12 protein-coding genes are annotated in these 15949 nt (G+C 63.4%); 5 read left to right on the plus strand and 7 right to left on the minus strand.

The annotated features are described in order from the left end of the window. Position 1 precedes the first annotated feature (1 nt). The 3 genes from GN330_RS00245 (at position 2) to GN330_RS00255 (ending at position 4016) form a co-directional block, all read left to right on the plus strand. Positions 2 to 2191: an anthranilate synthase gene (locus GN330_RS00245; protein ID WP_156710573.1), complete on the plus strand. Its 2190-nt coding sequence runs from the start codon at positions 2 to 4 to the stop codon at positions 2189 to 2191. A 61-nt stretch (positions 2192 to 2252) separates the two neighbouring features. Beyond that, a complete protein-coding gene (locus GN330_RS00250; RefSeq protein WP_156710574.1) occupies positions 2253 to 3161 on the plus strand; it encodes a cation diffusion facilitator family transporter in 909 nt (302 codons plus the stop codon). Between the two features lie 180 nt (positions 3162 to 3341). Next, positions 3342 to 4016, plus strand: coding sequence for a DUF1236 domain-containing protein (locus GN330_RS00255; protein WP_156710575.1), 675 nt, complete (start codon positions 3342 to 3344; stop codon positions 4014 to 4016). Positions 4017 to 4104: 88 nt separating this feature from the next. Here GN330_RS00255 and GN330_RS00260 read toward each other — a convergent pair whose 3' ends face one another. After that, positions 4105 to 5784: a formate--tetrahydrofolate ligase gene (locus GN330_RS00260; RefSeq protein ID WP_156710576.1), complete on the minus strand. Its 1680-nt coding sequence runs from the start codon at positions 5782 to 5784 to the stop codon at positions 4105 to 4107. A gap of 151 nt (positions 5785 to 5935) precedes the next feature. On the opposite strand from GN330_RS00260, the gene GN330_RS00265 reads away from it, so the two are divergent. Then, positions 5936 to 6532: an invasion associated locus B family protein gene (locus GN330_RS00265; protein ID WP_156710577.1), complete on the plus strand. Its 597-nt coding sequence runs from the start codon at positions 5936 to 5938 to the stop codon at positions 6530 to 6532. Between the two features lie 8 nt (positions 6533 to 6540). On the opposite strand, the gene GN330_RS00270 is transcribed toward GN330_RS00265, so the two are convergent. Both GN330_RS00270 and GN330_RS00275 read right to left on the minus strand, forming a co-directional pair. Further along, positions 6541 to 7662 (minus strand): DUF2333 family protein, encoded by a 1122-nt coding sequence (locus tag GN330_RS00270; RefSeq protein WP_156710578.1) that lies wholly within the window; start codon positions 7660 to 7662, stop codon positions 6541 to 6543. 16 nt (positions 7663 to 7678) lie between these two features. After that, positions 7679 to 8965, minus strand: coding sequence for a DUF6638 family protein (locus GN330_RS00275; protein ID WP_156710579.1), 1287 nt, complete (start codon positions 8963 to 8965; stop codon positions 7679 to 7681). 230 nt (positions 8966 to 9195) lie between these two features. On the opposite strand from GN330_RS00275, the gene GN330_RS00280 reads away from it, so the two are divergent. Continuing rightward, positions 9196 to 10743: a phospholipase D family protein gene (locus tag GN330_RS00280; protein WP_246188460.1), complete on the plus strand. Its 1548-nt coding sequence runs from the start codon at positions 9196 to 9198 to the stop codon at positions 10741 to 10743. A 129-nt stretch (positions 10744 to 10872) separates the two neighbouring features. On the opposite strand, the gene GN330_RS00285 is transcribed toward GN330_RS00280, so the two are convergent. The 4 genes from GN330_RS00285 to GN330_RS00300 all read right to left on the minus strand — a co-directional run bounded on the left by GN330_RS00285 (position 10873) and on the right by GN330_RS00300 (position 15885). Beyond that, complete coding sequence (locus tag GN330_RS00285; protein WP_156710581.1) at positions 10873 to 12783, minus strand: AAA family ATPase; 1911 nt, start codon at positions 12781 to 12783, stop codon at positions 10873 to 10875. A gap of 91 nt (positions 12784 to 12874) precedes the next feature. Beyond that, positions 12875 to 14020, minus strand: coding sequence for a hypothetical protein (locus GN330_RS00290; RefSeq protein WP_156710582.1), 1146 nt, complete (start codon positions 14018 to 14020; stop codon positions 12875 to 12877). Between the two features lie 15 nt (positions 14021 to 14035). Next, positions 14036 to 15124 carry a hypothetical protein gene (locus GN330_RS00295; protein WP_156710583.1) on the minus strand — a complete coding sequence of 363 codons (1089 nt, stop codon included), beginning with the start codon at positions 15122 to 15124 and terminating at the stop codon, positions 14036 to 14038. Between the two features lie 146 nt (positions 15125 to 15270). Then, positions 15271 to 15885 carry a thymidine kinase gene (locus GN330_RS00300; RefSeq protein WP_156710584.1) on the minus strand — a complete coding sequence of 205 codons (615 nt, stop codon included), beginning with the start codon at positions 15883 to 15885 and terminating at the stop codon, positions 15271 to 15273. Positions 15886 to 15949 lie beyond the last annotated feature (64 nt).

Raw genomic sequence — 15949 nt, forward strand, 5'->3', positions numbered from 1 at the left:
GATGACGATGGAAGTCCTGGAAGACGGAACCGAACGATACCGCACCGAAGGCGGGCTGACGGTCACGCGCAAGCGAGTCGAAACCGCCTATCAAGACGCGATCGAGCCCTATCTCGACGGGCTCGACAGCCGCCGCGGCTGCGTGTTTTCCTCCAATTACGAATATCCGGGGCGCTACACGCGCTGGGATACCGCCACGATCGACCCGCCGCTCGCCATCACCGCCCGCGGCCGGGCCATGACGATCGAAGCCTTCAATAAGCGCGGCGAAGCCGTGATGCCGGCCATCCTGGCTGCTATCGATGCGCTCGACGAGGTCACGGCCGGGCCGCGCGATGCCAAAAAGGCGACGTTCACCGTCAATCCGCCGGCCGCCGTCCTGTCGGAAGAAGAGCGTTCGCGCGCGCCCTCCGTCTTCACCGTCCTGCGGGCGGTCGTCGCGCTTTTCCGCAGCGCGCACGATCCCGACCTCGGGCTGTTCGGCGCCTTCGGCTACGATCTCGCCTTCCAGTTCGATCCGGTCGATCTGCGGCTCGAACGGGCCGAAAGCCAGCGCGACCTCGTGCTTTACCTGCCCGACGAAGTGTTGGTCGTCGACCATCACGCCGCCCGCGCCTGGCTCGACCGCTACGACTATTCCGGCGACGGGTTTTCGACCGAAGGCCTGCCGCGCGAACGTGTCGAGGATCCATTCCGTCTCGCCGACACAACGCCGCCGCGCGGCGACCACGAGCCGGGCGAATATGCCGGCCTGGTGGGCAAAGCGGTGGAGAAATTCCGGCGCGGCGACCTGTTCGAGGTCGTGCCGGGACAGATGTTCTACGAACGCTGCGAAACCGCGCCGTCGGCGATCTCGCGGCGGCTCAAGACCATCAACCCGTCGCCCTATTCCTTCTTCATCAATCTTGGCGAGCAGGAATATCTGGTCGGCGCGTCGCCCGAGATGTTCGTGCGCGTGTCCGGCCGCCGCGTCGAGACCTGCCCGATCTCCGGCACGATCAAGCGCGGCGAGGATGCCATCTCGGATTCCGAGCAGATCCTGAAGCTGCTCAACTCGAAGAAGGACGAGGCCGAGCTGACGATGTGCTCCGACGTCGACCGCAACGACAAGAGCCGGGTCTGCGAACCCGGCTCGGTGCGCGTCATCGGGCGGCGACAGATCGAGATGTATTCGCGCCTGATCCACACGGTCGACCATATCGAGGGGCGGCTGCGCGAGGGCATGGACGCCTTCGACGCGTTTTTGAGCCACGCCTGGGCGGTAACCGTCACCGGCGCGCCGAAACTCTGGGCGATGCGCTTCATCGAACAGCATGAGAAAAGCCCGCGCGCCTGGTATGGCGGCGCCGTCGGCATGGTGCATTTCAACGGCGACATGAACACCGGCCTGACGCTGCGCACCATGCGCATCAAAGACGGTATCGCCCAGATCCGCGCCGGCGCGACGCTGCTTTACGATTCGGTGCCGGAGGAGGAGGAGGCCGAGACCGAACTCAAGGCGTCCGCGCTGGTTTCGGCGATCCGCGACGCAGGCAAGGCCAACGACGCGGGCACGGAGCGCGAGACGGCGCGGGTCGGGGCTGGGGTCAAGATTCTGCTCGTCGACCACGAGGATTCGTTCGTCCACACGCTCGCCAACTATTTCCGTCAGACCGGTGCAACCGTGACGACGGTGAGGACGCCCGTCACCGAAGCGGTCATTGACCGGGTCGCGCCCGATCTGGTGGTGCTGTCGCCCGGACCCGGCTCGCCGGTCGATTTCGATTGCAAGGCGACGATCGACATGGTCCGGCGGCGCGGCCTGCCGCTGTTCGGCGTGTGCCTGGGCCTACAGGCGATCGCGGAAGCCTTCGGCGGCGAATTGCGTCAGTTGCGCGTACCCATGCATGGCAAGCCCTCGCGTATCCGGGTGGCCAAGCCGGGCATCGTCTTTTCCGGCCTGCCGAACGACGTCACCGTCGGCCGCTACCACTCGATCTTCGCCGACGCCGTGCGCCTGCCCGATTGCTTCATCATCACGGCGGAAACCGAAGACGGCATCGTCATGGCGGTCGAACATAAGACCGAGCCGGTCGCGGCCGTGCAGTTCCACCCCGAATCGATCATGTCTCTGGGACACAATGCCGGCATGCGCATGATCGAAAACGTCGTCGCGCATCTGCCGCGCCGGGCGCGGGAACAGGCCGCTTGAGGAGCAAGGCGGCCGCCCTTTTTCCCACCACGCGGGGAAAAGGGCGGCCCACCACGACGCGATGACAACGAAGCACAAAATCCGGCGTCTCGCTTTCTGGTCGATCGTCATCGCCTTCGCGGTGATGGCGCTGAAATTCGTCGCCTGGCGGATGACCGGTTCGGTCGCGCTCTATTCGGACGCGCTGGAATCGATCGTCAACGTGATCGCGGCGGCCGCCGCCTACTACGCGATAAGACTGAGCCAGAAACCCGCCGACGCCGGTCATCCGCACGGGCATCACAAGGCGGAGTATTTTTCCGCCGTTCTCGAGGGCGTGCTGATCGTACTGGCGAGCTTCCTGATCATCTCCGAGGCCTGGGCTGCCCTGCAGACGCCGCGCAGTCTTGAGGAGCCGTTCGCCGGCCTGGCGGTCAATGCGCTCGCCACGGTCGTCAACGTCGTGTGGGCGACGCTGTTGCTGCGGGTCGGATCGACCGACCGCTCGCCGGCCCTCGAGGCCGACGGGCGCCATTTGATGACCGACGTCATCACCTCGGTCGGCGTCATTGGCGGTCTGCTTGTGGCGATGGCGACCGGCTGGCGCGCGCTCGACCCGCTGCTTGCGCTAATCGTGGCGATGAACATCCTGTGGCAGGGCTGGAAGGTGATCGGCCAGTCGGTGCAGGGGCTGATGGATGTCGCCGCCGATCCCGAACTGACGATGAAGCTGCGCGACATCATCTCGGCCAATTCCGGTGGCGCGCTCGAAGTCCATGACCTGAAGACCCGGATCGCCGGCCGGGCCACCTTCGTGGAGTTTCATCTCGTCGTCGACGCCACGATGACGGTCGGCGACGCGCACGCGATCTGCGACCGCATCGAGGCCGCGCTCGAGGCCGAAATCCCGTCTTTGCGGGTGATCATCCATGTCGAGCCCGACGAGGAAGCCAAGCTGCCCAAGGGCACCAGCGCGGTGCCCTTTGCCTAACGGCCGATAGGTCCCGGCGCGAGAGCCGCCTCTTTCTTGAAGCGTGAATGCGGACGGCGGCCGGATCGGCCGCTGTCTGCCATCGTTGCGCGACAGATTTGCCACAAAATCATCACGGAACACGCTGCCGGTAAGGACGTTGTTGCGCCGAGGGACGCAACCAACCGAAAGGAAGCACCAATGCGTAAACTGCTACTCGCCTCCGCCGCTCTCTCGGCCCTGACTCTCGGCGCCGCCCAGGCGCAGGAATCGCCGGTCAAGCAACCGGCAACCGAGCGTGCCGAAGACCAGATCACCACGCAGAGCACCAATGAGAACGCCGAAACCGGCGCTGCCGTCGGCGGCACCGCGGGCGCGATCACGGGCGCCGTGGTCGGCGGTCCGGTCGGCGCGGTGATCGGCGGCTTCGCCGGCGCCATGCTGGGCACCGCGGCCTCCGTGCCGCAGCCGGCGGTCGACTACGTGGTCGCCAACCCGGTCGAACCGGTGGTGATCGAGGGTGAATTGCGCGAAGGCATGACCATCCCGGCCTCGGCCGCGCTACAGCCGATTCCGGAGCATTCGGACCTGGCCTATGTCTATGTCGACGGCCGCCCGCTGATCGTGAAGGCGGAAACGCGCGAGGTTGTCTATTCGCCTGGCTATCTCGTCCCTGACGAGAGCGTCGCCTATGTGAAGGCCAATCCGGTCGATCCGATGACTGGCGCCAGCCTCACCCTTGGCGCCAGCGTGCCGGCCGAAGTTCAGCTCGTCCAGATCCCGAACGATCCGGCCTATGCCTATGTCTATACCGATGCCGGTCCGGTGCTGGTCAACACCTCCAGCCGCACGGTGGTCTGGGTGCAGGGCGGCTGATACCGCCTGACCCATCCGCAACGGGAAAGGGCGCCCGGTCTCCGGACCGGGCGCCCTTGCCTTTACCCGAACGGTCGGCCGCGCGAGATCAGAAAAGCCCCTCGATATAGCCGGCGTCGTTGAGCATGATCCGCTCCGAGGACGGAACCTTCGGCAGGCCCGGCATGGTCATGATCTCACCGCAGATGGCCACGATGAAGCCGGCGCCGGCGGCAAGCCGCACCTCGCGCACCGGCACGACGTGGTCGGTGGGAGCACCGCGCAGATTGGGATCAGTCGAGAACGAATATTGCGTTTTGGCCATGCAGACCGGCAGATTGCCGTATCCCGCCTGCTCCCATTGATGAAGCTGATCGCGTACCGCCTTGTCGGCGATCGCCTCCGAGCCGCGATAGATGCGCCTGACGACTGTGTTGATTTTTTCGAATAGCGGCATCTCGTCAGCGTAAAGCGGCGAGAATTGGGCCGCGTCGCTTTCGGCGAGTTCGACCACCTTTTCCGCGAGCTCGACCGTGCCTTGCGAGCCCTTGGCCCAGTGCAAACACACCACCGCCTCCGCGCCGGTCCGCTCGACATAGGCCTTGACCGCCGCGATCTCGGCATCGGTGTCGGAGACGAAATGATTGATCGCAACAACGGCGGGCACGCCGAATTGCTTCACGTTCTCGATATGGCGGCCAAGATTGGCGCACCCCTTGGTCACCGCCTCGACATTCTCCGTGCCGAGTTCCTCCTTCTTCACGCCGCCATTCATCTTCAGCGCCCGGATGGTGGCGACGATGACCGCTGCTGCGGGCTTCAGTCCGGCCTTGCGGCATTTGATGTCGAAGAACTTTTCCGCACCGAGATCGGCGCCAAAGCCGGCCTCCGTGACAACGTAGTCGGCAAGCTTGAGCGCGGTAGTGGTCGCGACCACAGAATTGCAGCCATGGGCGATGTTGGCGAACGGCCCGCCATGGACGAAGGCAGGGTTGTTTTCCAGCGTCTGCACCAGGTTCGGGGCCATCGCCTCCTTCAACAGCACCGCCATCGCCCCGTCGGCCTTGATGTCGCGAGCATAGACGGCGCTCTTGTCGCGGCGATAGCCGATGATGATGTCGCCGAGCCGGCTTTCCAGATCCTTGAGATCGCTCGCAAGGCACAGGATCGCCATCACCTCGGAAGCAACGGTGATGTCGAAACCGGCTTCGCGTGGAAAGCCGTTGGTGACGCCACCGAGCGAGCACACGATCTGGCGCAGCGCGCGGTCATTCATGTCCATCACGCGCCGCCAGGCAACGCGACGCGTGTCGATTTCGAGCGCGTTGCCCCAGTAGATGTGGTTGTCGATCATCGCCGAAAGCAAATTATGCGCCGAGGTGATGGCGTGGAAATCGCCGGTGAAGTGGAGGTTGATGTCCTCCATCGGCACGATCTGGGCATAACCGCCGCCGGCCGCGCCGCCCTTGACGCCGAAGCAGGGGCCGAGCGACGGCTCACGCAGGCACACCATCGCATTCTTGCCGATCCGGTTCAGCCCGTCGCCGAGCCCGACCGTCGTCGTCGTCTTGCCTTCGCCCGCCGGGGTCGGGTTGATCGCGGTCACCAGGATCAGCTTGCCATCCGACTTACTCTTGACCGAGCGGATGAAATCAGCGGAAATCTTCGCCTTGTCATGCCCGTAGGGCAGCAGATGTTCGGCCGGGATGCCTAGCTTGGCCCCGATCTCCTGGATCGGTTTCTTGTTTGCCCCGCGCGCGATTTCGATGTCGGACTTCACTTCGGCCATATCGGTTCCTCTACGGTCGGTTTTCGAAGTGCGGCCGCTCCGCCCCCTCGCGGCGGGCATAGAAGCGCGAGAACCGGACACCCCGCCGTCCCGTTTCAGTCGCCGAATGCGCGAAATGCGACAGGACCGGCTCGCGGTGACGTGAACGACGTTGAACGGCCCGCCGCTCGTCAGCGCGTCCGCTCTCATTCACTGTACCGGGATGAAACGGCTCGGCCTCGTTCTCGCAATCCTGATCCTCACGCAGCCGGTCCACGCCCGGCAGATGATCGAGGACTGGGTTGTCGACCATTTCAAGCCGCACGGCCCTTGGGAGACAATGTGCGACCGCCGCATGCGCGACGGCGCGCTGAGGCGCCGCTGTTATATCCGCTATATCGACGGATACGCGCCGGAGCCGAAATTCGGGGCCTCCTTCGCCTTTGTCACCAACGAAACGGGCCAGGGATTGCGCCTGCAATTCGGTTTCGAACCCGGCACGCGCTTTGCAAAGGACGGCTTCGTGCTGGCGCGCGGTGGAAAGACGGTCTGGCGTCATGACACGACCTTGTGCGCGGGTGGCAATGACTGCGTCCTGACCGGGAGCGCCGCCACCGCGCTGGTGGCAGCGTTGAGACAGGGCGGCACGCTCCGGTTCGGCTTCACCGACCGGCACGGCCGTAAATGGAAACGGGACTGGGAGGCGGCGCATTTTGCCGCCGCCTATGCGGATTATCGCGCCGCGAGCGCGGCACGCGACCTGCCGTGACGCCACCCTCAGCGGTCAAGCACGCTTCTGAGCTCGATCAGGTTGGAGCGAACGCGCAACACATAAAAGCCCATGGTGGCGAGATGGGTCGGCATGATCCAGCCCGCCTCGTTGCCGTTGGAGATCACCATCGGCTGAATATTCAGCGCGGCGCGGAACTGCTGCTCCGTCCTGTTCCAGAGCGGAACCAGATTGCGCGAAACGATTACGTCGTCGAAATCGGCGCGCGTGGCATGCAGAACACCGTAATAGGCGTAGAGCTGCCCGTAGGCGAACCAGAACCTGTCGTCGGCGCGCGGGTCGAACCAGCCGAGATTGTATTCTTCCGACCGGGCGCGCAACAGATCCGACGTCGAGCCAATGTCGCTGGCTATTCGGTCGAGAAAGGTTATGAGATTGTCGGCCCGCGTGTCGAAAATCGCGTCGCAGGCTTCGAGGCGGTCGTTGAAGACATTCATGTCTCTGATGGCCGAGCGGTAAAAGCTCGGCGTCGGCGTTTTCGGCCCGAACGGATTGATGCCGAAATACCAGGTTTCCTCGTCGAAAGTGACGGCGCCGCGCGCGTCCTGCAAATTCTGGTCGATCTGCGAGGTCCCGCGCACGCGGCCGAGCGTATCGACCAGTTCGATGGCCACACGCCGCACGGCCTGGTTGATGCCGCGCTGGAAGGATGCCTGGTTGTCCATGAACGGCGTGTGATCCCAATCGAGCCCGAACAAGCCGAGCTTGTAGAGCAGCATGGAAGATATCCAGGCGTTCTGATTGACGTTGAAGTCGATCAAGTCGGCAGTAAGGTCGGTGATCGCGGAGCGTCCGCAGCTCTTTTCGGCACCGACGCGGTCACCGGCGGCCTCCTCGCCCGCCGACAGGTTTCGCTTGTCGAAGCCGTACGCCACGACATAGTCCGGATCGAACCCGACCCAACGCTGCGTCTGCCAGAAGAAATACCCGTAAAGCCCGAGCAGGATTAACAGTCCTATTCCGATCGGTCCCTTGAGCAGCCAGCCGCGGCGCGCATACCAGCGGCTGGCGGCCAGGAACGGCCATAGGATCCACGCGACGAGGAGGCCGATACCGCGGCCGATCCACTCAAATACGCGGGTGAAAAACGCAACGATCGGATCAAGCATGTGTCCGGAACCCCTTTCAGTCCGTCAGCCCATAGAGCTTCTGGCGGAATGCCCGCTTGTCGCGGAGATATGTGGTCTGGAGCGTGTCGACAAAATGACGCCGCCAGCGCTCGCTCAGTGTCTCGTAATCGCGGTAAAAGCCCTGCTTGTTGAAGACATAGCGCGAAACGAAGTCGTCTGGAACGAAATCGGAGATCAGCCGGCCGGTAAGCCAGGCATCGGGATGGTCGGGTTTGGCGCGCACGACCAGGAACCGCCGCTGCGGCTCGACCTCGTCGAGGTCGATTTGGCCGGTATGGGCGGCCTCGCGCTTGGCCGCGTTCAGGAAGGGGAACGCGCCGTCGCGTTTGATCTGATCGGCATGGCCGTGAATCCAGGTCTGCAGCCAGACCTTGTCGGCCCGGTTCAGATCGGCCTCGGGATCGACCTTGCGGATCAGGCCGCGTACCACCATCTCGGCGCGGTGTTCGAGATAACCCGAGCGGTCGAGCCAGGACTCGCGCGGCAGGTCGAGTCGGCCGGACTTGAGCAGAAAATCGAATACGCGCTCGGGGTCGCGGATCGACAGATAACTCACCTGCCAGGGACGCGAGCGACGAAAACCCGGCGCGTCGGGGTCGGAAATCACGGTGGTCACGTCCGGATCGACAAAGACGTAAAGCCCGCCGAAATGGCTGGTCCAGAAAGCATTGTGGCGAAAGATAACCTGGTCCGGCACGAGCGCGTTCTCGCGGATGTCGCCGGTCACCTTGGCGAGGCCGACCATGCGTTCCAGCATGGCGTCGTTACGCCACGCCTCCGGTTCCTGCCGCAATCGATCGGCCAACCTGCCGAGTTCGGCAGCCTTGCCGAGTACGTCTTCGGCCGACAGGACGCGGAACTCGACCTGGTTGATCGACAGCAGATCCTCGATGTCCTCGACCTTGGCGACGGTATCCTCGATCTCGCCGTAGATCACGTCCTTGATTGTCAGCGCGTCGATCGCGCGGCGGTTGCGGCTGAAGAACTCGAACATCAACTGGGCGGTGTTCGAGAAAGCGGTGTGCACGACGGGTAACTCGGCCTGGCGCGGCGACAGGATGATGAAACGCCGGTTGACCTGGTTCGGATCGAGATAATTGTCGTCGCCGAGTTCGTCGGCCACCTGCGGCGAAAATCCAGTCCGGTCAACGTCGATCGCCTCGAGCGCGCTCGGTTTGAAGCCGAACGCGACCAGCGCCTTGTTGTAGCGCGCGACAAGGTGCGGTTCGTCGACCCGCATCAACCGTCCGTAGATCAACTCGCTGTCGTAGAGGCGCTTCATCCGGTCCTTCCCGTTCGCAACACGCGACCTCGCCGGCAATTTCCGGGCGAGCGCCTGTTATGATCTAATATGTCGCGTTGTTTCCCTCAAGGCATGCTTCGCGGTCGCGGCCGCTTTCCCGACGGGACAAAGCGAACCGCGTGGCCGACGACGGGCGCCGAAAGACAGGCTTGCCCCTCGCCCAGGCGCATGAAACGCTAGACCTGTACATGGCAGGGGACAAAAGACTTTTGATAAGCCTTCTCAAATGGTTGTTTGGCGTTTTGGCCAGCTTTGCCCTGCTGGTCGTCGCAGCGCGCCTGCTCTTTCCCCTCCCCGACCTGCAAGCGCGCGCGCCGAGCGCGGCCATTCCTTTGTCGAAGGATACGGCCTGGGGGCGAGGCCTGGCCGCGGCGGCCCGTGACCACCCGGGAAAATCCGGGGTTGTGCCGCTCGCCACCGGACACGAGGCGCTGGCGAGCCGGCTTCTTCTGACGGCTCAAGCGGAACGCTCGCTCGACGTACAATACTATATTTGGCACGACGACATCTCCGGCCGCCTCCTGCTGCGCGCGCTGGCGGACGCCGCGCGGCGCGGCGTGCGCGTGCGCCTGCTGCTCGACGACAACGGCGTTTCGGGAATGGACGCTACACTTGCCGCCCTGAACGCGCAGGACAATGTCGAGGTACGCCTGTTCAACCCGTCGAGGGTGCGCCGGCCGAAGCTAGCGGGTTACCTGTTTGACTTTTTCCGCATGAACCGGCGCATGCACAACAAGGCCTTCATTGTCGACGGCGCAGCGGCGATCATCGGTGGACGCAATGTCGGCGACGAATATTTCAGCATCGGCGAACAGAATTATTTTCTCGACCTCGACGTACTAGCGGCCGGTTCGGTGGTGTCGGAAACGGCGGTGAATTTCGATCTCTACTGGAATAGCGGTTCCGCCTATCCGATCGACGCGGTCGCCCCCGACGCCGACACGCGTCTGCCGGACTGGCTGATGGCCGGCGGTGCCTCGCCGGAAGCCGAATGGCTGAAGCGGATGCCGGAGCTGGAAGCGTCCGCCGCGGGACGACTGAACAGCGGCGACATCGTCCTGGAATGGACCGATGCCCGGCTTTTCAGCGATCCGCCCTCGAAAGGGCTCGGCAAGGCAAAACCCGGCGAGCTGATGATCAGCCAGCTCAACTCCGTTCTCGGTCCGGTCAGGAAAAAGCTGGATGTGATCTCGGCCTATTTCATCCCCGGCAAGAAGGGCACGGACTATTTCAGGTCGGTCCGGAGTGCGGGCACCGAGGTCAACATCCTCACCAACGCGCTCAAATCGACCGACGTCGCGATGGTCCATGCCGGCTACAGCAAATATCGCCGTCGCCTGCTGGAAGCCGGCATCGCGCTTTACGAACTCAAACCCAGACCCGGCATGCCCGACGGCGCCTCCGAATTGTCGGCGTCCGGCTCATCGGGCTCCAGCCTGCATGCCAAGACCCTGAGCGTCGACGGGCAGCGCGTCTTCGTCGGCTCGTTCAATTTCGACCCGCGCTCGGTCTATCTCAACTGCGAAATGGGTTTTCTGATCGAAAGCGCGTCGATGGCCCGGCACATTCACGAGGCGTTCACACGCGACATAGCCAGAAACGCCTACCGGGTTGAGTTGCACGACGGCGAATTGCGCTGGATCGAGACCGGTCCCGACGGTGCAACCACGGTGCTTGAAACCGAACCGGACGCATCGCTGGTCGACCGGATCATGCTCACCGTGTTCGGCTGGTTGCCGATCGAGTGGCTGCTTTAACCGTGACGGGTTTCAGGCGGTAGGGCAGTCGTTTCTCCCGACGGCACACAGGCCCGCTCCCGGTCGATACGCTGCCTCGCTCGCGGGAGAGCAGACAAAGGATCATGTCGGCGCCCGCCTCGCGGCCCGTCACGCGTTCCACGTTCCCTTTGCTTTCATCTGCTCAACCTCGCGCAGCGCGCGCTCGCGCAGGCGCGCGTCGCGGATCATGGTCGAGACCGCGACGTCGTCGGAGCGATCGGAATAGCGGAATTCGGAATCGGCGTAGCGGTTGATCTCCTGCATGACCATCGCCATCGTGAAGGGGCCGCGCAGTTCCTCGATCATGGCTTTCTTGTCGTCATAGGGCTTGTGCATGAAGGTTTCGGGGTTTTCGAACCAGTCGTCGGGCAGTTCGATATCCATGGCACGCATCTTGATTGCGTCGGTGATGTTCTTGATCGCCCGGCCGGTAAAACGCGGCTCCGCCTCCTTGATGAGATGCAGGTAAGAGCCGACATCGGCCATCGAGCGCGGCTCGCCATATTGGTCGAGATAACGCTCATAGACCTTCTGCAAGCCTTCTTCCTGCGGCTTGGAATGCTGCTCGTAGGCCGTGTTGACGGCGCGCTGGATCACCTGGGCGTCGAACAGATCGTGCTCGCCGAGCGGAATGCCGTGATTCTTGCCGGCCAGAAGCACGAAAATGTCGATATAGTCGTCGCGCGTCTGCGGCCCGTCGACCAGCCAGCGCGCCCCGGCCCGCTGCCTGAGCGCGTCGTCGACATTTTCGGGATAGTTGGAAAACATGCCGAAGGAGCAATTGCCGCGCACAACCGTCGAGGCGCCGGCGAAACTTTCCATCAAAACGCCGGTGATCTCCTGCTGGCCGGCCGAGGCGCGATCGTCGGAGCGCTTGGCGGCAACCTGATCGATATCGTCGACCGTGCCAAAGCCGATGGCGCGCGGATTGACGACGTTGTTGACGAACTGCTTGCAGTTCTGGCCCGATTTGCCCTGGTAGGAGGAAATCTGGTCGACGCCGAAATTCTCGTAATGGAACGGGTAGCCGGCAATCTGGCAGTAATCGTTGATCAGCCCAGCGGTCATCTGGATCAGGATCGTCTTGCCGGTGCCGGGCGCGCCATCGCCGATAAAGGTGAACAAAAAACCGCCGAGTTCGACGAACGGGTTCAACTGACGGTCGAAATCATAGGCCATCAGCATCTTGGCGAGCTTCATGGCCTGATATTTGGCGATATGGTTGCCGACGATCTCGTTCGGTTTCTTGAACGTCATCACCAGCGGCTTGCGCTTCTGGCCCGGCGCCACGTCGAACCCGTCAAGGGTGAAATCGTCCTGGTCGATGCGGATATGCGCGTCCTCGAACGGCCCCAGCCCGTCGAAACGGCCCTTGCGCGCCAGCAGACCCTCGACCGCCTCGCGGGCAAAGGCGCGGGCGCGGCTCAACAGATCCTGATCGTCCTTGGCGCCGGCAATCGCGGCATCGAGGCCGGCGATCATCGACTTCACCGCATCCTGCGGCGTGTCGAACAGGAAATCCGGTTCCTCGACGTCGTTGGGCGCCTCGGCGTCGCTTTCAATGGTCTGCAAGAGGTAGCAGGCCAGGCTGAAGGCGGCGACATAGGCCGACGCCGACAACAGCCGCTTGAAGCGCTGCGCCTCCTCGCCGTCCAGCGGCGCGCGGCTGTTTTTGGCCTGCAGGCTTTCCAATTCGCTGGAGCGGGCGAAAACGTCGCCGACCGCCAGCGCGACCGCCAGCCCGCGGCGGGCGCGGAAAAGCAGCGTATGCTGCGGGATCGACATCATCACGTCGTCGGCGCGGACGGCGGCAACCGACTTGGCGAATTCGACCTCGCGCGTGCGGCGCACCGAGCCGGTCGACACCGTGGAGACGAAGCGGCGCCCCGTGCCGGCAAGCGCGGTCGAGGAGCGGCCGCCGCCATCCTCCATCACGATGATGCGGGTGATCATAGCCTGCGCGACGGCGCGGTGCTTTTCGATATCGGCTTCGCCGATCGTGGTCAGGCCGGCATCCATCTTAAATCAAGCCCCGCTTCATCCGCATCGCATCATATCCACCCGTCATCCCGCTCCCCCCAGCTTGCCGGGGACGCGGCCGTATAAGGGGCTACACATCGCTGATCACCCGCTCGCCAGACAGGATGTGGACCTTGTAGCCGGAAAAGATCGTCTGCGCCTCGCCGGCCGCGTAGAGCGCCTGGTAGGCCTCGTGCGGCACCAGAGCATGTTTTTCATAAGCGCTCACGCCCTGCCTGGCCGCCTCGAGGTCGTCGGTGTTGATGAAAAACTCGTCGCGCGCCGGCGCGCTGGACCACAGGCCGCGCCGGCCGGGTTTTTCGCCCTTGGAAAAGACCTCCTGGATCGTCCAGGTCAAAAGCCAGGCGTTCTTCGGATCGCGTACCTTGTCGAGCACTTCGGCGACGGTCGAATTGTGCTCGGTGATGCCGGCCGAATAGAACGGCCCCAGCACAACGCGCCGCAGCTGCTTGGGATGCAGCGTGTCGAAATCCTTGTCGAGATTGCCGGCGATCGTCGCCGGCGACAGCGAATAGGCCGAGTTCTTTTCGGCGAAATCGTCGAAGCGATGCGCCAGATCCGGGTTGAGCAGCCCCTCGACCGGCAACGGGATCGGGACGGTTTCGTTGAGCTTGCCGTCCCGCGTCACGAGCGCGCCGACCATGTCGTCGGACGAATCCTCGATCATCGCCATATAGACGAGCGGCAGGTTAGCCGAGCCGTCGAAGGCGCCCCAATGGACCAGGCAGTAGGGTCGCCCGGTCTTCGGATTGACCGAGACCCTGACCGTCTTGGGCAGGATGAACGGGGCGAAGACCAGACCGGTGCCGACATCCTGCAGATAAAGCCGCTCGGCCATCGAGCGCTGCAAATCGGTCGGAAACGCCTTGCGGCGCAGGATGAAATCGACCATCTCCGCGCGCAGCTCGTCCGGCTTGGGGATCGCAGCCAGCTTTTCGTCGGCGGTGCGGCGGTCTTTTTCCAGTTCCATGACGTTCTGGAACACCGGAAATCCGCTTTCGGCCCGCGAGATACGGAACGACTGGGTGAAGCCAAGCCGGTTCTTCCAGCACGCAAACGAATTTTCCAGCCGCGCGATATATTCCGACACGATCTGCGCCACCAGGCCATGGCCGTAGAGTGGCGAATCGTCGTGTCGCAAAAAAATGTCGAGCCCCTTCAGAGCGGCCGAGATGGCGTCGAAATAGCGGCTTGCGGCTGTGTTGGGGTCGGTCATGCGCGGGCGTTTCGACTACTGCTGCACGTAGTCGGCCGCATTGTGCTTCTTCATCACCTCGTCGAAGCGCCGGGCGAACGCATCGTCGGCGAGCTTCTTGCGGCGCTGGATGTCGGCGGTCGTGACCATGTTCTTCTCGTGCAGTTCGAGCAGATCGCCGATATGGCGCTGGGCCGCCGCGCCGATGCCGGCCATCGTCTCCTCGGCGGTGTTGTCGACCTGGCTGCCGAGCGTGTTGATGCGGTGGGCGACATCCTGCTGGGCCGCCGTCTTCAAGGAATCCTCGAGCGCCTTGTACAAAACGATGCGTTGTTCGGTGTCGATGGTCAGCTTGTTGATCAACGTGTTCTGGGCGGCGATCTGGTTGTTGAGCGAATCGACGAAGGTCTGGAACATCGAGGTGTAGCGCTCGAGCGTCTGGCTCTCGGCCAGCAATTCCTGCTCCTTGGCCTGCATCTCGTTATACTCGGTGGCGAGCTTGGAGCGTTCGCCCTCGAGTTCGGTGCGGTCGGCCTGGCTGGTGGAGGCCGCGATCCGGTTTTCGATGTCGAGCAGCATCGGGTTCAGCTCCTCGATGCGCTTCTGCGTCGTCGTCAGCGTGTCCATCGTGGTCTTGCGGCGCTCGATCACCTCGGCGAGGCTCGCCTCCGAGGTTTTGTAGCGCTCGTCCAGAACCTGTTTCTGGTCGGACAGGATGCCGACGATCGTGTCGGATTTGCCGAGCAGTTCCTGCAGGTTACCGGCCAGCGACATGTTTCGGACGCGCTCGGTGCGCATACGCTGCTGGCGCTGCTTGGAAAAGAACCCGACAAAGGTCTCCCAGCCGGTATAGCTTTTCATGCTCTCGAACTCGGCACCGAACACGTTGGTGGCGTCCTCGAGCCCGATGATCAGGTCGGCGATATTCGCCTCCATGGTCTTTTGCTGCTTGAGCACGTCGGCGATACGCGCGTTTTCGATGTCGAAATCGACCTCGCCGATCTTCTTGTCCGCCTGCGCGATCTGGTCCAGCACGATCCCGGACTGCTCGATCTTGGAACGCATGTCCTCGACGGTTTTGCGGGTTTTGGCGATTTCGGCATCGAAATTCTGCAGGGTCGCCATCCAGTTTCTCCAATTCGCTGATCGATGCCGGCGGTCGCGCGGCGGTGGTTGAATATATGGGCCGAATGTTGCGATTGAAAGTCCGCTTGCCGTCTACGGTAGCCTGGACCACCGTGCCTTCGGACCCGGGCCATCGGCCTGGTCCGTCAGCCTCGCGCGAACCCAACCATGTCCTCGGCCGGCCAGCGGCCCATTTCCTCTTCCCAGTGGCGCCTGCACAAGGACACATATTTGTCGTCGCCGCCGATCACGACCTGTTCGCCCTGCCGGCTCACCCTGCCGTCGGGCCCAAGTCTGACGACCATCGTCGCCTTGCGCCCGCAGCGGCAGATCGTGCGCACCTCGCGCAATTCGTCCGCGATCGCGAGCAGCGCGTGCGAGCCGGGAAACAGGTTGCCCTGGAAGTCGACGCGCAGCCCGTAGCACATCACCGGGATGTCGAGCCGGTCGACGACACGGGCGAGCTGCCAGACCTGTTCATGCGAAAGGAACTGGGCCTCGTCGACGAAGACACAATGCACGACCGTATGCGCGTGGTGCTCGGCGATGCGCCGGTAAAGGTCGTCGCCCTGCCGGAAGGTTTCCGCCCCTGCCGCCAGGCCGATGCGCGAGCCGATGCGGCCTTGCCCGGCGCGATCGTCGAAGGCGGCGATGAACTCCATCGTCGTCATGCCGCGTTCGCGGTAGTTGTAGGACGCCTGCAGAAGCATTGTCGACTTGCCGGCGTTCATCGTCGCGTAGTGAAAGTAGAGTTTGGCCATGACTTCCTTTAAGCGCAGTCGGCCGTTTTCGGGGAGATGCTTCATTCCCGACCCGGCACAAAAT

Source organism: Nitratireductor arenosus (assembly GCF_009742725.1).
Taxonomy (GTDB): Bacteria; Pseudomonadota; Alphaproteobacteria; order Rhizobiales; family Rhizobiaceae; genus Mangrovimarina; species Mangrovimarina arenosa.